Origin of the sequence: Halomonas sp. AOP13-D3-9 (genome assembly GCF_052379125.1) — a bacterium.
Classification (GTDB): Bacteria; Pseudomonadota; Gammaproteobacteria; order Pseudomonadales; family Halomonadaceae; genus Vreelandella.
On sequence record NZ_JBQSYH010000016.1, the window covers coordinates 133,734 to 155,158 of the forward strand.

The window sequence follows — 21,425 nt, forward strand, 5'->3', positions numbered from 1 at the left end:
TTCACTTTAACAGCAAACGAGCGTTTTAGCCAACAAAACGCTCGCTCGCCGTTACAGTGAGCCTGATAGCGAGAATCAATCCGCCTGGCGGCGTAGAAACGCGGGTATATCCAGATAGTCATCGGCTTCGGCAGCACGACGCTTTTCTGGACGAGGTTTTGCGGCCGTTTCGGGTGCTTCGGCGCGGGCTGTTGCCTGCTGACGCATCACCGTCGGCTGCTGCAGCTTGCGGTAATCCGACGACTCCGCAGCGGAACGACGCGCTGGCTCGCGCGCGGCCGTTTTAGGTTTTTGTCCATCCAAGCCAGCCGCCACCACGGTGACACGCAGCTCGTCGGACATTTCCATATCAATGGAGGTACCCACTACGATAGTGGCATCCGGAGAAGCAAACTCCTGCACGGTGGCGCCCACATCATTGAACTCACCGATCGACAAATCAGGGCCCGCAGTGATGTTGACCAAGATACCGCGCGCGCCATGAAGATCGATATCTTCCAGTAACGGGCTACGGATAGCCTTCTCGGCAGCTTCACGGGCACGATTTTCACCTGTTGCGCCACCGGTTCCCATCATCGCCATGCCCATTTCTGACATAACGGTGCGCACATCGGCAAAGTCAACGTTGATAATGCCTGGGCTAGTGATCAGCTCTGCAATACCTTGAACAGCGCCCAACAGCACATCGTTCGCCGCACTGAAAGCTGTCAGCAACGTGGCGTTCTTGCCCAGCACGGAAAGCAGCTTTTCGTTAGGGATAGTGATCAACGAATCGACGTGCTCGGAGAGCTCTTTCATGCCCTCCTCTGCAGCGCGCATACGCTTTGGCCCCTCAAATGGGAAGGGACGCGTCACCACTGCAACGGTAAGAATCCCCAGCTCTTTGGCGACCTGAGCCACAACCGGGGCGCCTCCGGTACCGGTACCACCACCCATGCCAGCAGTGATAAAGACCATATCGGCCCCCACCAGCAATTCCGCAATCCGTTCGCGGTCTTCCATTGCCGCCTGGCGTCCCACGTCGGGATTGGCACCTGCGCCTAATCCTTTAGTGATTTCGCTACCCAATTGCAACACCGTCTTCGCTGCACAGCGTTTCAGCGCCTGGGCGTCCGTGTTAGCGCAGATAAACTCAACGCCTTCAATATTACTCTCGACCATGTGGTTAACAGCATTGCCGCCACCGCCGCCAACACCAACCACTTTGATGACCGCACTGCTCGAGGGTGCGTTATCTACTAATTCGAACATAAGCCCCGTCTCCTGAACCGCGCTTGCGGCCCTGTCAGAAATTTCCTTTGAACCAGCCTTTAATTCTTGCCAGCGCCGAATGGTCTTCCTTGATATCACGCCGGGCAAGTTCGTTGCGGCCCTTATGAGCGGCAACCACTCCCCCGTGGCTTCTTAGACCTTGCCCATGACGCGTTTCCTGCAAGGCATAATGCAGCAGACCGACGCCCGTCGCATAGATGGGGTTATGAACGACATCCGCCAAACCTCTTACATTTTGCGGACTTGCGATACGAACAGGCATATGGAAAATCTCTTCCGCCAATTCGCTAACCCCCTCCATGCGAGAGGTACCACCAGTAAGCACTATCCCAGCAGCCACCATGTCTTCATAGCCACTACGGCGCAATTCGTCTCTAATTAGCGTAAACAGCTCTTCATAGCGTGGTTCTACCACTTCAGCGAGCGCTTGACGCGATAGATCACGCGCAGGACGATCGCCTACGCTAGGTACTTTAATCATTTCATCGCTTGCGGCTAAATGCGTTAATGCGCAAGCGTATTTAACTTTGATCTCTTCAGCGTGCTGCGTTGGTGTGCGCAGCGCCATGGCAATATCGTTAGTGACTTGGTCACCCGCGATAGGAATAACCGCCGTGTGGCGTATGGCGCCTTCGCTGAAAATAGCCATATCGGTCGTCCCACCACCGATATCTACCATACAAACGCCTAGTTCACGCTCATCATCAGTAAGCACTGCCATGCTTGAGGCGAGCTGCTCTAAGATAATAGCATCAACTTCTAAACCGCAGCGGCGCACACACTTTTCGATATTTTGCACCGCGTTTAATGCGGCCGTCACTAAGTGCACCTGCGCTTCCAAGCGCACTCCAGACATACCTAGCGGTTCACGGATACCGCCTTGAGCATCAATCGAGAACTCCTGGGGCAGCACATGCAGCACACGCTGGCCTTCTGAAATGGCGCGCGCCCTTGCAGAGTCAATCACGCGTTCAATATCGGAGGGCGTTACTTCACGCTCTTTAATGGCCACAACGCCATCCGAATTCATTGAACTAATATGGCTACCGGCGACGCCGACATATACCGAGTGGATATCACACCCGGCCATTAACTCTGCTTCTTCAACCGCCCGCTGGATAGACTGAACCGTTGATTCAATATTGATCACCACGCCACGTTTCATACCACGCGAAGGGTGCGAACCAATACCAGCAATTTCAATTCCGCCATCATCGGTAGGTTGACCGACTATCGCGACGACCTTGGACGTTCCAATGTCCAGCCCGACCACCATATTGGATGCGTTGGGTGAGCCTGCCATGAGTCGGGAAATCTCCTTGCGCCATTGTTAAAAATAAATATAAATAGGGTGACGCTTAACATTGAAGGCGTACTACCCAAAATAATCAGTGCTGTTTCTCAGACACTCGCTAATTGTCGATAGTCGAAATTAAAAACTATTTAACTCGCGTCTGGCCCATAGTATAGAAACAATAGTCACAATACGACTAGTACAAAACCACAATAATAGGCTTGAAGAGCAATTTAAAGCCGATTATTGGCTTTTTCAACGATGGCAACTACTCACTTTTACACCTTATTTGCATCAAGTAATAGAAAAGTTACTCAGCTTGCACCGCAAATTCACTTTCTCCATGCCAAGCAACGGCAACACCGTTAGGGTAGCGCAGATCAATATAGCGAATTTGATCACTAAGTGAATTTAACTCTCGCTGCCAAGAAGCCGATAATCGTGCTAAGCGTACTTCATGCTGTCGCCGCCCCAACATCACCCAAGCGCCATCGTTTAATTGCAGCCGCCAAGCACCGCGAGGCTCTAAACGAAGCTGGGTGAGTTCTAGCGATAACTGTTCGAAGTGGGATTTTAGCCGATGGTAATAGTTCAACACTTCTTCGCTGCTACCAGCAGGACCTGCCAGATCAGGCATGCCTGACGGTGGCGTTAAAGGGGCAAAGGCAAAAGGCTCGCCCTCAGGGTTAAGCAAGAAATCATCATTCCAGCGCGCGACAGGCTGCTGCTCAATGAGTTCAAACACCAGGGCGTTAGGCCATTCACGGGAGATACGCACTTCGTTTAACCAGCCCACTTGCAGAGCTCGGTCGCGCAGCTCTCCCAGATCTGCCGACAGCCAAGTGGCATCGACCACCAGTGGCGCCAGCTGAGTGCGCAGGTAATCGGCGCTGACATACTCCCATTCGCCACGAATAGACACCCGTTCAATAGGGCGATCTAGCCACAGCCAAAGCGCACGCCCGCCTGCCCCCATCAGCAGCGCCAGCAGGATAACTCCCAACCAAGCATTACGCCTTTTCATAAGGCACTTTTAATAAGGCGCTTTTAAATAAGTTATTGCTCATGCGGTGAACGGCTCGCCTGCGGTGTTGAGTATGTGCAGCACTAGATCATCAAAGCCAATACCCGCATGCGCCGCTGCTTGAGGCACTAAACTATGATCGGTCATGCCTGGCACCGTATTGACTTCCAATAACCAAAAACGCCCTTCGCTATCGCGCATGACATCAACCCGGCCCCAGCCTACCCCGCCTATGGCTGTAAACGCCTGCTGGCACAGCTCAGCCAGTGCTGCTTCATCCTCGGCAGATAAGCCGCAAGGCAAGTGGTACTGGGTGGTATTAGCGATATATTTGGCTTCGTAGTCGTAGAAGCCGCCGGGCACTTCAACACGGATGGCGGGCAACACCTGGTCACCTAGCAGCGCGACCGTATACTCGTCGCCCACTACAAAGCGCTCGGCCATCACACGGGCGTCGAACTGGGCTGCCTCGCGGTAGGCCGCCTCAAGCGCTGCCTGACTTTTTACGATGCTAATGCCCAGCGTCGAACCTTCGTGCACCGGCTTCACGATCAGCGGTAAGCCGAGCTGCGCGACGACCGCTGACCAATCCGCCGTTTGATCCAGCATAATGCTCTCAGGAGTGGGCAGGCCAACTGCGCTCCACAGCTGTTTGGTGCGCTGCTTATCCATCCCCAGCGCCGAGGCCAGCACCCCACTGCCGGTATAAGGAATATTCAACAGTTCCAATGCCCCCTGCAGCGTGCCATCCTCACCGCCGCGGCCGTGCAAAGCAACAAAGACCACCGATGGCGCCAGTTGCTCTAAGCCGGCCAGGCCACCGTCTTGGGGATCATAGCCACAGGCATCGACACCTTTACGCTGCAGCGCTTCAAGTACCGCCGCACCGCTTTTCAGCGAGACCTCGCGTTCCGCGGAGGTGCCGCCATAAACAACCACGACTTTTCCAACAGAGTGGGAAGTTGCTACGTCGACGCTCACAGATCCACCTCGTTCATCGCTAGCCGTGCCTGTGCCAGACGCAGGGAGATCCCCCCCACATCACCGGCGCCCTGGGTAATTAAAATATCGCCTGGGCGTAACACGTTGGTTAACAGCGCAGGCAATTCATGTTTATTCTCGACAAACAGCGGATCGACTTCACCGCGCTGGCGGATTGAACCCGCCAAGGTGCGCCCCTCAGCGCCAGGAATAACCGCTTCACCAGCACTATAAACATCAAGCAGCACCAGCGTATCGACTTGGGAAAGCACGCGCACAAAATCTTCGTACAAATCCCGGGTACGGCTGTAGCGATGGGGCTGATAGAGCATGACCAGCCGACGTTCAGGCCAGCCTGCGCGAATCGCTTGAATGACCATGTCAACTTCACGGGGGTGGTGTCCATAGTCGTCCACCAGCATGACGTCACCGCCACCCTTAGGCGCGGGAAAGTGGCCGTGAACCTGAAAGCGACGCCCCACCCCAGCAAAGCCTGCCAAGCCGCTCAAAATAGCCTTATCGCTCACGCCTGCATCAGTAGCCACCACGATCGCCGCCATGGCGTTTAAGGCATTATGGCGCCCTGGCATGGCCAAACGTACGTCTAACGGCGCGGCGCCACCAGGGCGTAGCGCTGTAAACGATACTTCACCACCACGCTGGGCAAAATCCATAATGCGGTAATCGGCATCGCTATCAAATCCATAGGTCACAAACTGCCGCTTTACCTGTTCGCAAAGCACACGCACATGAGGGTCATCGATACACAGCACCGCCAATCCATAGAACGGCAAGTTGTGCAGAAATTCGATAAAGGTACTCTTCAGTCGCTCGAAGTCGCCACCGTAGGTGGCCATATGGTCTGCATCGATATTGGTGACAATCGAGACCATCGGCTGCAAGTGCAAAAACGATGCGTCGGACTCATCGGCTTCGGCAACCAAATAGTCGCCTTCACCTAGGCGGGCATTGGCACCGGCACTGGTCAGCTTGCCGCCAATCACAAAGGTGGGATCTAGCCCACCTTCGGCCAGCAGTGTCGCCGTTAAACTGGTCGTGGTGGTTTTACCATGGGTGCCCGCCACGGCGATGCCGTGGCGAAAGCGCATCAGCTCCGCGAGCATTTCAGCGCGACGCACCACCGGCACGCGGTGCTCGTGAGCCCAGCGTATTTCCGGATTGGTTTCATCAATGGCGCTGGAGACAACCACTACATCGGCGCCTTCCACATTGGCCTCTGCATGACCGATCGCCACACTGACACCGCATTGACGCAGTCGCTCCAAGACCGAAGAGTTTTTGGCATCACTGCCGCTCACGGTGTAGCCCTGGTTCGCCAGCACCTCCGCAATACCACACATGCCCGCGCCACCAATGCCAACAAAATGGAGTCGGCGTATCCGACGCATGCCGGGGCCCGCAGCAGTTCGTGAAGGTGTCATGGTTTGGTCTGAATCGATCACGCAAAGTCTCCTACCGGCATCATCGCCAAACACCCTTCAACCAAGCGCTTCGTCGCATCTAGATGGGCGGCCTGGCGTGCTTTAGACGCCATTGCAGCCAGGGTGGTTGGGACGAGCAATTGATGTAAATATTCACTTAACCGCTCAACGGTCAGCTCAGACTGAACAACGCACTGAGCTGCCCCCGCCTTGACGAGTACCTGGGCGTTGATGCGCTGATGGTCATCGACAGCAAAGGGGAACGGCACCAGCAGCGCGGGCTTAGCCGCAGCCGCCAATTCAGCCACTGTCAGCGCACCGGCGCGGCACACCACTAAGTCGGCCCACTCGTAGGCATCGGCCATATCCTCAATAAAAGGGCTAACCTCAGCGCTCACGCCGTGCTGCTGATAATTTTCAGCAGTGGCCGCTTCACGATCCTTACCCGCCTGATGACGCACCTGGGGGCGCTGCTCAATAGGCAGTGCAGCCAGTGCGGGGGCCAAGCGCTTGTTAAGCGCTACAGCGCCGAGCGAACCGCCCACCACCAGCAAACGTAGAGGCCGAGAAGAGAGTGTTTTCTCGTCCCTCGGCGTGCTCCCCAAGGCGGCAATGTCGTCACGCACTGGGTTGCCAATAACATCGGCACGCGCGCCAAAGGCCTCAGGAAAAGCAGCAAAGGTTCGTTTAGCCAGTCGCGACAAGACGCGGTTGGTCAAGCCTGCCACGGCGTTTTGCTCATGGATAACAAGCGGAACCCGCGTCAACCATGCCGCCAAACCGCCGGGGCCACTGGCAAAGCCGCCCAAACCGACCACTACATGGGGCTTGAAGCCATCAATAACGGCACGTGCCTGTAAGATCGCACGACTAAGGTTCAGCGGCGCTTTTAGCCAGCCCGTTAAACCGTTTCCGCGCAGCCCACTCACTGCAATGGTATGCAACCTAATCCCCGCCTCGGGAACCAGACGGTTTTCAATTCCCCGCGGGCTGCCCAACCACTCAACATCGACCTGCTGTGCCTGCAAAGCCTTGGCAAGCGACAGCGCCGGGAACACGTGGCCGCCGGTGCCACCGGCCATAATCAGTACTCGTCGCCTTACGTTCGTCGTCACATCAAACTCCTGATAACACCCAGCGGCATAGCGTTACGATAAACGCGGTTCATGGCGCGATTTATACGGGGTGGAGGCGCGCCGGGGCCGATGGCGTGTTTCGGCATCTGTGCGCAACAGCAGACCGACCATAATACCCGTCACGAGGAGGCTAGAGCCGCCATAGCTCATCAGCGGCAGCGTTAGCCCCTTGGTCGGCAGTAGCCCCGAACTCACCGCCATGTTAATAAACGCCTGGGCGGCCACCACAAACCCGATGCCGTAACTGACGTAAGCACCAAAAAGGTGCCCGGCTAGCTCCGCTTTACGGCCCACCCACATGGCGCGGGCAATAAACAGAGTGAACAGCAGCACGACGATAATCGCACCGATCATGCCCAGCTCTTCAGCGATCACGGCGAAGATAAAGTCAGTATGCGCTTCGGGCAGATAGTGCAATTTTTGCACGCTGTTACCCAAGCCAGTGCCCGTGACATGCCCTCGACCAAAGGCAATTAACGCCTGGGTTAACTGATAGCCGGTGGCAAACTGATCGGCCCAAGGATCCAGAAAACTGGTCCAGCGGGCCAGTCGGTAGGGCTCAATCACCACCATCATGACCGCACCGGAGCCAAGCAGCAGCCCGCTACCCCCCAACAGCACCAGCGATGCACCGCTCATCATCAGCATGCCAATCACGCAAACGGTAAACACCACCATGCCGCCGAAATCGGGCGCTAGAAAAAGCAGCCCAACAGGCACCGCCAGCACGGCTAGCGGGCGCCACATGCTAAACGCTCGGCGACGTAAATCGTAGGTAAAACGCGACATAAATGCCGCCATATAGAAAATCAGGCCGACTTTAGCAAATTCAGACACCTGCAAACTCGGCAAGGGTCCCGGCAACGCTATCCAGCGTTTACTGCCATTGATCTCTTGGCCAATAATCAACACCAGGATCAAAAGGAAAATAGTGGCAAGCAGGATCAGCGCTGCGTTTTGGCGCCAAACTTCTAGAGGCACGCAGAGCATAAATACGCAGGCCATAATGGCGAGGATCAGGAACATACCGTGCTGACGTGAGTAGTGATAGGTATCTTCCAGCAAACCAATCGACGCTGAACTGACCATGACCCAACCCAAGCCCGCCAAGGCAACCGCTGCCACGATGAGCCAGACATCGCAGGGTAAGTCGCGAGTGGAAAGCGTCGAGCGAAGACGTTGCAGTCGGCTCATTGCGCTTCCCCCGTGGAAAGCAGTGCCCGTTGCTGCACCCAGCGGCGGAATACATCGCCGCGCTGCTGGTAGTTGGCAAACTGATCCAGGCTTGCGCAGGCAGGCGAGAGCAGCACGCAGTCACCAGGTTGGGCAAGCTCAAAGGCTATCTGCATCGCCTGGGTTAAATTCTCTACCTGCTGAATACTAACGTGTTCAATCAATGCTTCGGCTAGCCGTGGGGCATCTAAACCGAAGAGCAGCACGTGCCGTGCAAATTCTGAAAGAGGCTCGGCCAAGGGAGAAAAATCGGCGCCCTTGCCGACCCCTCCCGCCAATAAAATCAACCGCCCTCCCAGCGTAGCGCCAATGCCATTAATGGCCGCTAAGGTGGCGCCCACATTGGTACCTTTAGTGTCATTGACCCAGGTAACACCATTGATTTGCGCAATGACTTCACTGCGGTGTTCTAAACCTTTAAATGCGCGCAGCGCACTGCACATGGGTTCAGGTGCGAAGCCCAACGCCTGACCTATGGCCAGTGCCGCCAAGGCATTCAGATAGTGGTGCTGACCGGCCATGTTTAACTCATCAATGGCCAGCCAAGGCGTTTTACCCTGCATTAACGTCAACTTATCGTGGTGGTGCGCCAGCCCCCACTCGCCCTCCTTGGGAACGTTATGGGTAAAATAAGCCACTTGGGCCACTGACTGCTCAGGCCATGTCAGGGGCTCATCGGCATTCACCACGGCACTCTCTGCACCGATAAAAATACGCTGTTTGGCGGCGCGATAGCCGTGCATATCGCCATGACGATCCAAGTGATCTTCGGATAAATTCAGGAAGGCTGCACACCTCGCTCCCAGGGAGGGAGTCGTCTCAAGCTGAAAGCTTGAGAGTTCAAGAATATACAGCGCCGCACCCGGATGGCTGGCCAATAGATCCAGAGCAGGTGTACCCAGATTACCGCCCACCGCCGCATTGACACCGGCTGCAGCGGCCATTTCTCCCAGTAGCGTGGTGACCGTGGATTTGGCATTAGAGCCGGTGATAGCGGCGATGGGGGCGTTAGCAGCACGTACAAAGAGGGCAATTTCGCCCACTACCCTCGGCTCGCCGGTGCGCGGATTAAGCTGATCCGCCAGCTCTTTTAAGCCCGGCATGCGTGGATCAAGCCCAGGGCTAACCACCACCTCTTCAACATCACGCAGATCCAGCGACGTTAACGGGCCACAGTGAACTTCAACACCCGGATGAGAGGATTTAAAGTCATCTAACCCCGGTGGCTCGGCACGCGTATCCGCCACCATATAAGGCACCTTTAAGCGGCTTAGATGACGGCAAATGGCACGACCCGATATCCCCAGCCCTACCACCAGCGTTAAACCCTTAGCAACTTGAACCATCACAGGCTCCTTCTCGCCTCGTGCCCACATGCATTAACGAATTTTGAGAGTTGCGAGGCCAAGCAGCACCAGCACCACTGTAATAATCCAAAAGCGCACGATGACTCGCGGCTCAGGCCAGCCTTTTAATTCATAGTGGTGATGCAAGGGCGCCATGCGGAAGATGCGTCGCCCGGTGAGTTTATAGGAGCCGACCTGAAGAATGACTGATACCGTTTCCATGACAAAGATACCGCCCATGATAAACAGCACGATCTCCTGACGCACAATCACTGCCACCACGCCCAAGGCAGCACCCAACGCCAAGGCGCCCACATCACCCATAAAGACCTGGGCGGGATAAGTGTTAAACCATAAAAACCCAAGACCTGCACCGGCAATTGTGGCGCAGAACACTGCCAATTCGCCGGTACCGGCAATAAACGGAATATGCAGATACTCAGCAAACAGGGTATTACCACTCGCATAAGCAAATACTGACAAGCCCATGGCGACCAGTACAGTGGGCATAATCGCCAAGCCATCAAGACCATCGGTCAAATTAACCGCATTGGAACTGCCCACAATCACAAAGTAGCTAAGCACGATATAGAAAACGCCCAACGGCAGCGCAACCTCTTTAAACATCGGCACTAACAAACTGGTTTCGACCGGCGTTGAGGCGCTCAAATAAAGCAGCACTGCCGCCCCCAGGCCGACGACTGACTGCCAAAAATACTTCCAGCGCGCGGGCAAGCCACGGGGGTTCTTCTCTACCACTTTGCGGTAATCATCGACCCAGCCAATGGCACCAAAGCCCAGCGTGACACCTAGCACCACCCAAATATACAGATTGGTGAGATCACCCCATAGCAAGGTACTAATGGCGATAGCCAACAGGATCATCGCCCCCCCCATGGTCGGAGTCCCCGCCTTGGAAAGGTGCGATTGAGGACCATCGTCACGCACGGATTGGCCGATCTGGCCTTCGACCAGACGTCGGATCATCCATGGCCCCAGCCACAAGCAGAGCATTAACGATGTGAGAGCGCCTAAAATCACACGCAGGGTTAAATAATTGACTACCTGAAAATCAGATTGGTACTGCGACAGAAAATTCGCCAAGTGAAGTAACATGAACGGCGTTTACCTTATTTATCCGAACGCAGTGCATTGATGACATGTTCCATGCCCGCACTGCGCGACCCTTTCACCAGTAAAGTGGTGTCCGGCGGCAAAGTATTAGTGACATGACGCGTTAGCGCCTCGTGATCGTTAAAATGCAGCCCACGACCAAAGGCCTCGCTGGCGGGACCTGCGGCATCACCCAGCGTTAACAACTGATCAATCTCTAGCTCAGCGGCGTAGCGGCCAATTTCCGCGTGCAGCGCTGCCGACTCGCCCCCCAGCTCGCCCATCGCCCCTAACGCACACCAGCGCGGGGCTGGGAAACTTGCCAGGGTATCCAGGGCTGCTTTGACCGCCCCTGGGTTGGCATTGTAAGTGTCATCCAGCAATTTGGCATTCCGCAAGCCGGGCACCACGGTTAGCCTACCCGCTAGCGCTGGCAGTGTTTCCAGGCGCGCAATGATCTGCGCTGCCGACACACCCAGCGCTAATGCTGCCGCAGCGGCGGCCAAGGCATTACTGACATTATGCTTGCCGAGTAGCGGCAAACGCACTTGGCCCAGCACCTGACCATGCTGCAGTAGCGTGAAAGCATACCGCCCTTGAGGATCACAGGAAAGCGCTGAGGCACTCACCTCGGCCTGGGGGTGAAAGCCAAAACTGACGACTCGCCTTGGGGCCGCACGAGAGGCCCAGAAAGTGTAGTAGTGATCATCGCGATTCAATATGGCAATACCCTGCTCATTCAGCCCAGCCAGCAATTCACTTTTCGCCTGGGCGATCTGCCCCATGCCGCCAAACTCACCCACATGGGCACCGGTCACATTGGTAATAATCGCAATATCGGGGTGTGCCAGCGGCGCTGTCCAGGCGATCTCACCCAAATGATTAGCGCCCAGCTCTATCACAGCGGCTTTATGTTGCTGACGCAATCGCAACAAGGTCAGCGGCGCGCCGAAATCGTTGTTCAGATTCCCCTCGGTGGCTAGCACCTCACCTAAAGGCATCAACAGTGCAGCGCACATCTCCTTCACGGTGGTTTTACCACTGTTGCCGGTGACTGCGACTAGGGGACCTTGCCATTCACGTCGGTGGGCGCCGGCCAGTAGCCCTAGGGCTAAGCGCGTATCGGGACACACCAGTTGGGGTAGGTCACTGGCAACAGGTGTGTCAACCAACGCCGCCACCGCGCCCAGCGCGTGAGCACGCTCAACAAAATCATGGCCGTCAAAATTGCCACCTTTTAAGGCAACAAACAGACAACCCGCCTCAATTTTACGGCTATCGGTAATCACAGCTGAGATAGTTAACCGGGCGCTTTCTGACGGTGCTTCAATGCCGAGCGCCGCGGCTACTTGACCAAGATCCCAGTGCATTATTGGGCTCTCCGCAGCGCAAAGGCACGCTGAATCTCTTCGCTATCGGTGTAAGGGTGGCGCACACCTTCGACCTCCTGATACGCCTCATGCCCTTTGCCAGCGATCAGCACCACATCCTGGGCGCCAGCTTGTCTAATGGCCACAGCCAAGGCTTCGCGGCGATCACCTATTTCAATGGGACCCGCGCTAGCCGAGAAGCCCGCCAAAATCTGCTCACGGACTTGCGCGGCGGGCTCGTGGCGCGGGTTATCATCGGTGATCACGATGCGATCCGCCAGCGGCTCGGCGACCCTGGCCATTTCGGCGCGCTTACCTGTATCGCGTTCACCGCCGCAGCCAAAAACGCACCATAATTGACCCGCATCACCCAGGTGAGCGCGTAGCGCCTGCAGGGCACTTTTCAGGGCATCCGGCGTGTGGGCGTAATCAACCACTACGCTGGGGGCGCCAACATCGCCATACAGCTCCATGCGCCCCGGCACCGGCGTCAGCGCCATCGCTGCATCAAACAGCGCATCAAGGGGTTCGCCTAATCCGTACAACACGGCCATTGCCAGTAACACGTTATCTAAATTAAACCGCCCGATTAACTTTAAGCGCAGCATTTTCTCGCCGTCTGGGGTCGCAATCATCGCCTGCTGCCCCTGCTCAAACGCCTGCCAATCGAGCACCCGCAGCGTCACGGCTTCGTCTTGCCCGGTGGCCAGCACGCGTACGCGGTTGCTGCAGCCGGCCAGCATTAAACGTGCCAAGGGATCATCACCGTTGACCACCGCCAAGCTAAGCTCAGAGCGTCTAAACAGCTTGGCCTTTGAAGCGGCGTAGGCGGCCATGCTGCCGTGGTAATCCAAGTGGTCACGAGTCAGATTGGTAAACACCCCCACGCTGACGTTGACCGCGTCCAAACGGTACTGATCCAGGGCATGGGAAGAGGCCTCTAAAGCAACACGGGTGACCCCCTGCTGCGCCAGCTCTCCCAACGTCGCCTGCAGCGCCAGGGGCCCAGGCGTGGTTAGGCCGCTGTCGTTCAACTCGCCGGGGCGGCCCACACCCAAGGTGCCAACGAGACCAGCAGGTGTACCCAATGCCTCGCTAAGGGCAGCGATGTAATGCGTCACCGAGCTTTTACCATTCGTCCCCGTTACGGCAATGACCTCCAGCTCACCGGGCACCTTAAACAGCGCGCGCCCTAGCTCTCCCAAGCGAGACGACAGATGCGGCAATGTCAGCACCCGCCCATCAAGCTGAACATCACTGTGCGCCCCCTGCGCTAAAACAAGCGCAGCACCTGCCTCGAGCGCTTGCTCGATAAAGTCGCGGCCATCACGCTGACTCCCCGGCACGGCGACGAAAATATCTCCTTTGGCGAGCTTGCGCGAGTTCATCTCAATGCGCACCTGATCCGGCAACTTAGGCAGATCAGCGGGCAGGGGTGAATTGGGCCACACTTTCGCAAGCGCCGTTAATACATCGCCTGGACTCAGCGTCATGCAATCTCCTTTAAAAGCTACTCCGCCTCGTGATCCGGCGGAACGTCTAACAAGCGTAAAGCATTCCCTGTCACACTGGAAAAGACCGGTGCGGCGACAGCGCCGCCGTAGAACTCGCCTGCCTTGGGATGATCAATCATTACCACAGTGACAATACGCGGATCCGAGATAGGCGCAATCCCAGCAAAAACGCTGCGATAAGCATCGGTGGTGTAGCCCTGCTGGCCTATTTTACGCACCGTGCCCGTTTTACCCCCGACGCGATAGCCCTCGACACGGGCCCGCCTCCCGCCGGTATAGGCCGCCACTGAGGTCTCCAGTATCTGCAACAGATCATTGGCAACCGCGGGGTCTATCGCTGGGATACCTTGAGGCGGCTCGGAAAGACGCAGTAGCGAGGGTGGCAAACGCACACCATCATTGGCTAATGCCGTATAAGCACTGGCCAGTTGTACCGCTGACACAGATAAGCCGTAACCATAGGCAAGGGTCGCCCTTTCACTGCGTGACCAGCGAACCGGCGCCGGTAGGCTACCCGTAGACTCGCCTGGAAAGCCGGTTCCGGGCGCCTGGCCCAATCCTAGCTGATTATACTTTTCCCAAATCGCCGTATCGCTTAGCCGCAGCGCCAGACGAGACATACCCACATTCGAAGAGTGCTCCAGAATGCCAGCCAAATCCAGCTCGCCATAATTACGAAAATCGCGGATGGTAAACTGATCTAGCCGCATCCAGCCGGGCGAGGTGTCTACGACAGCGTTACGATCCACCACGCCACTCTCCAACACGGCGGCCATGGCCAGCGGCTTCATCACCGAGCCTGGCTCGAACACATCCACCAGCGCCTGGTTACGTAACCCGCGTGGATCAAGCCCCGCCCGATTATTAGGGTTATAGGAGGGTAAGTTAGCCATCGCCAACACCTCCCCTGTGCGGGCATCCATCATTACCAGCACGCCGCCATCCGCCTCATTCTCAGCCACCGCGGCGCGCAGCTCTCGGTAGGCCATATATTGAATACGCTGATCAATGGAGAGGGTCAGTTCGCCCCCCGGCTGGGCTTCGTTAATCACGCCCAGCTCGCGCACCAGCCGTCCACGGCGATCTTTAATCACCCGCCGTTGACCTGGGTGGCCCGCCAGGTAAGGCTGATAGGCGAGCTCTAGCCCCTCTTGGCCGACATCATCCACATTGGCCACTCCCAGCAACTGGGCGGCGACCTCACCGGCTGGATAGTAGCGTTTATATTCACGTTGCGGGTATACGCCGGGCGTGCGCAGGTTAAGTATCTGCTGGGCCGCTGCGGGGGTCATCTGACGACGCAAATACATGAACTCATGCTCACTAAAGCGTGCCACCCGAGACTCAAAGTCGCTCAATGTCATACCCAGCGCCTGGGCTAACATAACGCGCTGAATAGCATCATCGGGTAATTCTTGTGGGTTAGCCCAAAGGGTCACCACTGGCGTGGAAATGGCCAACGGCTCGCCATTACGGTCAGTAATCATGCCGCGGTGGGCGGGTATCGTTTCGTGACGGAGGGTACGTGCGTCACCCTGACTTTGCAGAAAGGGTCGGTCGATGACCTGAAGCAAGGTAATGCGGCCAATCAAAATAATAGATGCCAAGCCAATCGCGAACAGCATAAACACGAACCGTCCGCCGCCAAGAGGAGGGGCAATCGGCGTCTGGCGCGAGGTACCACCTCGACGTTCGCTCCTCATGGCCGAATCACCTCAACATCATGGACATCGGGGATTCGCATGCCCAAACGTTCAGCGGCAATTTTTTCAATGCGCGCAGGCGTCGACCATGCGCCCTCCTCAAGCAGTAACTGCCCCCACTCCGTTTGCAGCTGGTTCTCTTCCTGCTCCAGCTGTTGCAGCTGAGCAAATTGAACCCGCGTCATATGAGTGGTGACGACCACGCCTAGCCCGGAGGCCATGCAGAGTAGAAACAGCAGCGTAATAACTACCGGCCAGGTGCGTAGGCGCAGCCTGAAAGGCCATTCGGTGCGTAGCGTGGTTGCCCACTGCTCAATCCGATCCATGCTCATGATGACATTTACATCCGTTTGCGTGCAGCCCGCATGACGGCACTGCGTGCGCGAGGGTTTGCATCCACTTCCTCCTCGCTGGGACGCACGCCTTTGCCTAGCGCCTCAAGCCGCCGATTCAACTGATCGTCGCGAATAGGCACCCCACGCGGCAGGTCGGTATCGCCGCGCACGTGGTGGCGAATAAAGCGCTTCACGCGGCGATCTTCTAGGGAATGAAAACTGATAACCACTAAGTGACCACCCGGCGCCAACGCCTCAAGCGCCGCGTCTAAAGCACTGTCTAACTGTTCCAACTCACCGTTGACGAAAATACGCAGGCCCTGAAACGCCTTGGTTGCCGGGTGGCGTCCCTTCTCCCAGGCGGGGTGGGCAACTTTCAACACTTCCGCCAAATCCACCGTATGAGTAAACGGCTTCTCGACCCGACGAGTCACAACGGCGCGGGCCAGGCGCTTGGCATAGCGCTCTTCGCCATAGGTTTTAAACACGTAGGCAATATCTGCTTCGCTGGCACGGGCCAGAAAATCAGCCACGCTTTGCCCCTGGGTAGGATCCATACGCATATCCAGCGGGCCATCGCGCATAAAGCTGAAGCCGCGCTCGGGGTCATCAAGCTGGGGAGACGAAACGCCGACATCAAGCAGCACCCCAGAAAGCTTGCCGAATACGCCCTGTTCGCGGGCAAACTCGGCTAGCTGAGCAAATTCGCGCTGGGTAATCTGAAAGCGCGGATCGTCTATGTCAGTGGCCGCGTCAATCGCCTGGGGGTCGCGATCCATAGCCAGTAGCTGGCCCTGGGCATCCAGACGATCAAGAATAACTCGTGAGTGACCGCCTCTCCCGAAAGTACCGTCCAAATAGATGCCCTGCGCATCATGAACCAAGGTATCGACAGCACCCTCCAGTAACACGCTGGTATGGCGAAAGCGAGGAGCAACCTGTTCAGCGTCAGGAGAAGGCATGTTTTTCTCACACAAGATGATAGTGACAGCGTAATAAAGAGCGTGGGTGCACGCTCTGGTACGTAATATGGGGGAGTCGGCCGATAAGCCGGGTTCTGTCGTGGACAGCCATTCCTCTAGGCGCTGCGTTACCACAGCGCTCAAGCAACCTACCCGGATCCAGCGCGGGCCACGCCATTGGATCCCTATTTGGTCTTGCTCCGAGTGGGGTTTACCATGCCACGCACTGTTGCCAGGCGCGCGGTGCGCTCTTACCGCACCCTTTCACCCTTACCGGCCCCAGAGGTTTATTTCAGGGGCTTAGGCGGTCTACTCTCTGCTGCACTTTCCGTCGGCTCACGCCGCCCAGGCGTTACCTGGCACTCTGCCCTATGGAGCCCGGACTTTCCTCCCCCAACACCTTTTGAGGGGTATTAGCGGCGACTGTCTGGCCAACTCCGGCGGCAAGCATACCAGCGCCCTCGGCTAGCCTCAATGCTCACCTTTAATTGCTTGCAAACGCGCGTACCAGACTTGCTTACGACCACCAAGCATTCGCGCCGCAATTGCAGCGCCCTGTTTCACGCCAACCCCCTCTGCCAACAGCGCCTCCAGCAAGGCATCTGCCGATATATCCTGATGCTCACTCTGCTCGACCGGCGGAGCGCCGGCGACGATGACTACAAATTCGCCGCGGGCCTGATTAGGATCAGCGCTCAACTGCGTCAATAGCGACGCTGGGGTACCGTGCAGAAATGTTTCGAAGGTTTTGGTTAGCTCACGCGCCAAGACCACATCACGATCCGCCATCTGCTCCTGCAGCGCCTCCAGAGTGTGTACGATACGGTGAGGAGATTCATAAAACACCAGCGTCTCTTCGCGGGTTTTCCAACCGTCTAACGCTTGGCGACGCGAGCCTGGCTTGGCGGGCAGAAAACCCGCAAACACAAAGCGGTCTGTCGGCAAGCCCGCGCCTGAAAGCGCAGTAATCAGCGCGCAGGGCCCTGGAATGGGCACAATATGGCGATTGCGTGCCCGTAACTCTCGCACCAACACAAAACCTGGGTCGCTAATTAACGGTGTTCCGGCATCGCTGATCAGGGCAATATCCTCACCTGCTGCAAGGTAACTATCCAGGGTATCCACCCGGCGCGCTTCGTTGTGCTCGTGCAAAGAAAGCATGGGCTTATTCAGCCCCAAGTGCGCCAACAGGCGCCCACTGTGGCGGGTATCTTCAGCCGCAATACGCGAAACTTGTCCTAACACCCGAGCGGCACGCGCGGTTAAGTCATCCAAATTCCCAATTGGCGTGGCAACCACGTACAATGTGCCCGGATTATCGTCTGTCATTGTTGACTCTCAATTCGTTGATGGCTTGCCCTGCTGGTGCGCTATGCTTGTGCAGTGGCTTGGTCAATCGCTGACAAGCAGCGACAGCGCAAATGGAAACCTAAGGAAGGATACATGAAACAGTCATTACGTGGCTTACTCGCCGCTGCCCTCATGGCATTTCTGGTTGCTGGCTGTGCGATGCAATCGCCTAGCGTGGTAGATCGTGCACCCGATGGAGATCCCGGCCAGCTACTCAGCCAAGCGGAACAGCAAGCACCCGAACAGGCCGCCAAGACACGCTTAGAAGCGGCCAATATTCTGGCCCGCCAAGGTGAGCGCGACAGAGCCTTTAAAACCGCCGACGGGATAGATGAAAGCCTGCTATCAGAACCGGACCGTGTTCGCTGGGCACTACTATTTTCCGAACTCGCCCGCGCCCTGAATGAACCGCGCGCCGTACTGCGTGCTACACAAGTGCTTGACGACGAACTACCGATGCAGGCCAATCAGCAAGAGAGGCTTGCAGAGCGCCAGCGCTGGGCCCGTGAGGCACTTGATCAGCCCAGCGGTGCCGTTAGCGTTGCGCTACCCGAACTCGAGGGCCAGGAAATACGTCGCATCGTGGTTGCATTGCCCGAATCAGGTCCGCTGAGTAGCGTTGCCAATACGATCGCCACCGCCATGCGTCAGCACCATGATGTTAAAGGCGACAGTGTCGAGCTGAGCTTTCTGGACGCTTCGCGCTACTCAATGGATGAGCTTTATGACCGCGCCCAGCAGATGAATGCACAGCTAATGATTGGACCGTTAGATAAAGATCAAGTCACCCAGCTAGAACAGCGCGATAGCGTACCGCTCCCGACACTGGCACTTAACTATGGCAGCGGCGAAAGCAACCAAGCCCAGCGCCTGTTCCAGTACGGTCTTTCGGCTGAAGACGAAGCGCGTCAAGTCGCTCGCCGCGCCTGGCAGGATGGTCATCGCCAAATGTCGATGATGGTACCGGATAACGCCTGGGGCCGTCGCGTAGGCGAAGCTTTCTGGAATGAGTGGCACAGCCAGGGCGGTGAAATTGCTAACGCCGTACGCTACAACCCCGAGAGCTCGGTCTCCAATGCCGTACAAACCGCTCTTAATGTCAGTGGCGATCGCGCGAGGCTCAGCAATATTGACGCCCTGTTCCTGCTTGCCTTGCCTGAGTATGCGCGACAGGTGCCGCCGAACATGGATTACTACTACGCCCCCGACCTACCTATCTATGCCACCTCACACTTGCATGAAGGACGCTTGCAGACACGCCTTGACCAAGACCTAAACGATGTCATGTTTGTGGATATCCCCTGGCAGATCCCCGATGCCGCTGTGGGCGGCGAAGAGGCCCTGCCCTTTGCATCTAGCTATCAGAGCCTGCGCGACGAGTCCGATGCTTCTATGTTCCGCCTAATGGCCATGGGCGTAGATGCTTACGAACTGGCCATCCGCTTTTCCGATCTGGACGAGCTTAATGGCCTTAATGGTAGCACCGGCACTCTCTACCTGAATGGCGACGGGCGCATCTACCGCGAGCTGCCCTGGGCCAAATTCCAGAACGGTGTGCCTTCGCCCATTTTAATCCCAAACCTGGCCGACAGTGACGACTAACGCCCACACCGCCCGCGCCCGCGGCGCAGCCATTGAGCAAATTGCCGCTCAATGGCTGCGCCAGCAAGGGCTCACCCTGATCACGCAGAATCATTACGTGAAAGGGGGTGAGCTTGACTTGGTAATGCGAGATGGCGATATTCTTGTCTTTATTGAGGTCAAACACCGTACGACGACGCGCTACGGGCATCCACTGGAAACCGTCACTTACCAAAAACAGCAGCGGCTGGTGCGTGCGGCACAGCTTTATATCGCCCGCGGCGGGCTTTCATCGCCTTGCCGCTTTGATATTCTGGCAATAACGGGCAAACCACCCAACCTTGAGTTTGACTGGGTGAAAGCTGCCTTTGATGCCTTTTGACGGTTTTTAAAAGCTATTTTTAAAAACTGTTTGTAATAACCATCTTTAAAAGCTGCCTTTAAAAATACTCATTAACACTCTCATTTTACCAGGAAGCCCCTGATGGACTTTCAATCTCGGATACTCGATCACTTCAACGCCAGCATCGACACCAAGACCTACGCCAGCGAAGTACTTCCGCCGTTTATTGAAGTGGCCAGTCAAATGATGGTGCAGTGCCTTGTCAGCGAAGGAAAAATTCTCACTTGCGGCAATGGCGGCAGCGCCGGGGACAGCCAGCACTTCTCCTCAGAACTGCTCAACCGTTTTGAACGTGAACGCCCCAGCCTACCCGCACTGGCCCTGACGACTGACACCTCTACGCTTACCTCAATTGCCAACGACTATAGCTATAATGAGGTGTTTTCAAAGCAAATTCGCGCCTTAGGGCAGCCAGGTGATGTATTGTTGGCTATCTCCACCAGCGGTAATTCAGGCAATATTGTGCAGGCCATTCAAGCCGCTCATGATCGCGACATGACCGTGGTTGCGCTTACCGGCCGCGACGGTGGCGATATGGCATCGCTACTAGGCCAGGATGACTGCGAGATTCGCGTCCCGGCAACATCGACGGCGCGCATTCAGGAGGTTCACCTACTGGTGATTCACTGTTTATGCGATCTTATCGATGAACAGCTGTTTGGCAGCGCCTAATCACTTTATTAGCACGTTGTCACGCAGGATATTGTTTAACTGAACGTTTTTAAAACCCATGCTCTAACTGCCAGCACTAAGGAGTCATACCGATGACCCAACGCCTCTCCCCCCGCGGCTTACTGGTCGCTGTGCTTTGCGCAGCACTCTTCATCACTGGCTGCGCCAATAACTCAGCCTCCAACCAGTCCAACTATGCCCAGCGTAGTGACGATGTTGAAGCCGTCGATACCACCATCGAACGTGAAGCCGGTCGCGCCCTGGAACGCGCTGATGCACGTCTAGCCGATGCCCGCATTCGTGCCCATAGCTACAACGGGGTTGTACTACTGGTGGGGCAAGTGCCCAGCGAAGAGCTTCGCGACATGGCGGAAGGTGTCACTAGCCAGTTACGCGGCGTTAGCCGGGTGCATAACGAGCTAACCATCGCCGCCAACCTACCCGCAAGCCAGCGCCTAGCCGACACCTGGTTAACCACCAATGTGGTTAGTCAACTAGCCACCAATGACCGCATCGACTCTTCAAAAATCAAAGTCACCACTGAGAATGCCAGCGTTTATCTGATGGGCCGCGTCACCCGCGAAGAGGCTGACCGCATTGTCAACGCAGCCTCCTCGGTTGGCGGCGTACAGCGGATCGTAAAGGTATTTGATTACCTCGACTAAGCATCGCGCCAAGGCAATCTATTCGCCAC

19 protein-coding genes and 1 other RNA gene are annotated in these 21,425 nt (G+C 56.5%); 4 read left to right on the top strand and 16 right to left on the bottom strand.

What is annotated here, in order from left to right; all coding sequences use genetic code 11:
- Window positions 1-75: 75 nt before the first annotated feature.
- The 16 genes from ftsZ to rsmI all read right to left on the bottom strand — a co-directional run bounded on the left by ftsZ (window position 76) and on the right by rsmI (window position 18,054).
- Complete coding sequence (ftsZ, locus tag ACT3UM_RS17880; protein WP_498901013.1) at window positions 76-1,251, bottom strand: cell division protein FtsZ; 1,176 nt, start codon at window positions 1,249-1,251, stop codon at window positions 76-78.
- 34 nt (window positions 1,252-1,285) lie between these two features.
- A complete protein-coding gene (gene ftsA / locus ACT3UM_RS17885) occupies window positions 1,286-2,575 on the bottom strand; it encodes a cell division protein FtsA (RefSeq protein WP_498901016.1) in 1,290 nt (429 codons plus the stop codon).
- Window positions 2,576-2,876: 301 nt separating this feature from the next.
- A complete protein-coding gene (locus ACT3UM_RS17890) occupies window positions 2,877-3,590 on the bottom strand; it encodes a cell division protein FtsQ/DivIB (RefSeq protein WP_498901018.1) in 714 nt (237 codons plus the stop codon).
- 39 nt (window positions 3,591-3,629) lie between these two features.
- The gene (locus ACT3UM_RS17895; RefSeq protein ID WP_498901020.1) at window positions 3,630-4,571 is read right to left on the bottom strand and encodes a D-alanine--D-alanine ligase; all 942 of its coding nucleotides are present in this window, start codon (window positions 4,569-4,571) and stop codon (window positions 3,630-3,632) included.
- A complete protein-coding gene (gene murC, locus ACT3UM_RS17900; protein ID WP_498901061.1) occupies window positions 4,568-6,013 on the bottom strand; it encodes a UDP-N-acetylmuramate--L-alanine ligase in 1,446 nt (481 codons plus the stop codon). Before murC ends, ACT3UM_RS17895 begins: the two co-directional genes overlap by 4 nt.
- Before the next feature lie 17 nt (window positions 6,014-6,030).
- Window positions 6,031-7,128, bottom strand: a complete 1,098-nt coding sequence (gene murG, locus ACT3UM_RS17905; protein WP_498901022.1) for an undecaprenyldiphospho-muramoylpentapeptide beta-N-acetylglucosaminyltransferase — start codon at window positions 7,126-7,128, stop codon at window positions 6,031-6,033.
- Between the two features lie 33 nt (window positions 7,129-7,161).
- Complete coding sequence (gene ftsW / locus ACT3UM_RS17910; RefSeq protein ID WP_498901024.1) at window positions 7,162-8,343, bottom strand: putative lipid II flippase FtsW; 1,182 nt, start codon at window positions 8,341-8,343, stop codon at window positions 7,162-7,164.
- Entirely contained in the window at window positions 8,340-9,728 is a 1,389-nt protein-coding gene (gene murD / locus ACT3UM_RS17915; RefSeq protein ID WP_498901026.1) for a UDP-N-acetylmuramoyl-L-alanine--D-glutamate ligase, read from the bottom strand. The genes ftsW and murD overlap by 4 nt, the downstream gene beginning before the upstream one ends.
- 33 nt (window positions 9,729-9,761) lie before the next feature.
- On the bottom strand, window positions 9,762-10,844 hold the full coding sequence (mraY, locus tag ACT3UM_RS17920; RefSeq protein ID WP_498901028.1) for a phospho-N-acetylmuramoyl-pentapeptide-transferase: 1,083 nt from the start codon (window positions 10,842-10,844) through the stop codon (window positions 9,762-9,764).
- A 14-nt stretch (window positions 10,845-10,858) separates the two neighbouring features.
- On the bottom strand, window positions 10,859-12,211 hold the full coding sequence (locus ACT3UM_RS17925; protein WP_498901030.1) for a UDP-N-acetylmuramoyl-tripeptide--D-alanyl-D-alanine ligase: 1,353 nt from the start codon (window positions 12,209-12,211) through the stop codon (window positions 10,859-10,861).
- Window positions 12,211-13,704: a UDP-N-acetylmuramoyl-L-alanyl-D-glutamate--2,6-diaminopimelate ligase gene (locus ACT3UM_RS17930; RefSeq protein WP_498901032.1), complete on the bottom strand. Its 1,494-nt coding sequence runs from the start codon at window positions 13,702-13,704 to the stop codon at window positions 12,211-12,213. Before ACT3UM_RS17930 ends, ACT3UM_RS17925 begins: the two co-directional genes overlap by 1 nt.
- 17 nt (window positions 13,705-13,721) lie before the next feature.
- Window positions 13,722-15,428, bottom strand: a complete 1,707-nt coding sequence (locus ACT3UM_RS17935) for a peptidoglycan D,D-transpeptidase FtsI family protein (protein ID WP_498901034.1) — start codon at window positions 15,426-15,428, stop codon at window positions 13,722-13,724.
- Complete coding sequence (ftsL, locus tag ACT3UM_RS17940) at window positions 15,425-15,760, bottom strand: cell division protein FtsL (RefSeq protein WP_498901036.1); 336 nt, start codon at window positions 15,758-15,760, stop codon at window positions 15,425-15,427. Before ftsL ends, ACT3UM_RS17935 begins: the two co-directional genes overlap by 4 nt.
- 8 nt (window positions 15,761-15,768) lie before the next feature.
- Complete coding sequence (rsmH, locus tag ACT3UM_RS17945; RefSeq protein WP_498901038.1) at window positions 15,769-16,725, bottom strand: 16S rRNA (cytosine(1402)-N(4))-methyltransferase RsmH; 957 nt, start codon at window positions 16,723-16,725, stop codon at window positions 15,769-15,771.
- A 68-nt stretch (window positions 16,726-16,793) separates the two neighbouring features.
- Window positions 16,794-17,164: RNase P RNA component class A (gene rnpB / locus ACT3UM_RS17950), an RNA gene on the bottom strand.
- Between the two features lie 32 nt (window positions 17,165-17,196).
- The gene (rsmI, locus tag ACT3UM_RS17955; protein WP_498901040.1) at window positions 17,197-18,054 is read right to left on the bottom strand and encodes a 16S rRNA (cytidine(1402)-2'-O)-methyltransferase; all 858 of its coding nucleotides are present in this window, start codon (window positions 18,052-18,054) and stop codon (window positions 17,197-17,199) included.
- 114 nt (window positions 18,055-18,168) lie between these two features.
- Here rsmI and ACT3UM_RS17960 point away from each other — a divergent pair, with 114 nt between their 5' ends.
- The 4 genes from ACT3UM_RS17960 (at window position 18,169) to ACT3UM_RS17975 (ending at window position 21,396) form a co-directional block, all read left to right on the top strand.
- Window positions 18,169-19,677 carry a penicillin-binding protein activator gene (locus ACT3UM_RS17960; protein WP_498901042.1) on the top strand — a complete coding sequence of 503 codons (1,509 nt, stop codon included), beginning with the start codon at window positions 18,169-18,171 and terminating at the stop codon, window positions 19,675-19,677.
- Window positions 19,667-20,038, top strand: coding sequence for a YraN family protein (locus ACT3UM_RS17965; protein ID WP_498901044.1), 372 nt, complete (start codon window positions 19,667-19,669; stop codon window positions 20,036-20,038). The genes ACT3UM_RS17960 and ACT3UM_RS17965 overlap by 11 nt, the downstream gene beginning before the upstream one ends.
- 102 nt (window positions 20,039-20,140) lie before the next feature.
- Window positions 20,141-20,731, top strand: a complete 591-nt coding sequence (locus ACT3UM_RS17970) for a phosphoheptose isomerase (protein WP_035578410.1) — start codon at window positions 20,141-20,143, stop codon at window positions 20,729-20,731.
- Window positions 20,732-20,823: 92 nt separating this feature from the next.
- Complete coding sequence (locus ACT3UM_RS17975) at window positions 20,824-21,396, top strand: BON domain-containing protein (protein WP_498901046.1); 573 nt, start codon at window positions 20,824-20,826, stop codon at window positions 21,394-21,396.
- Window positions 21,397-21,425 lie beyond the last annotated feature (29 nt).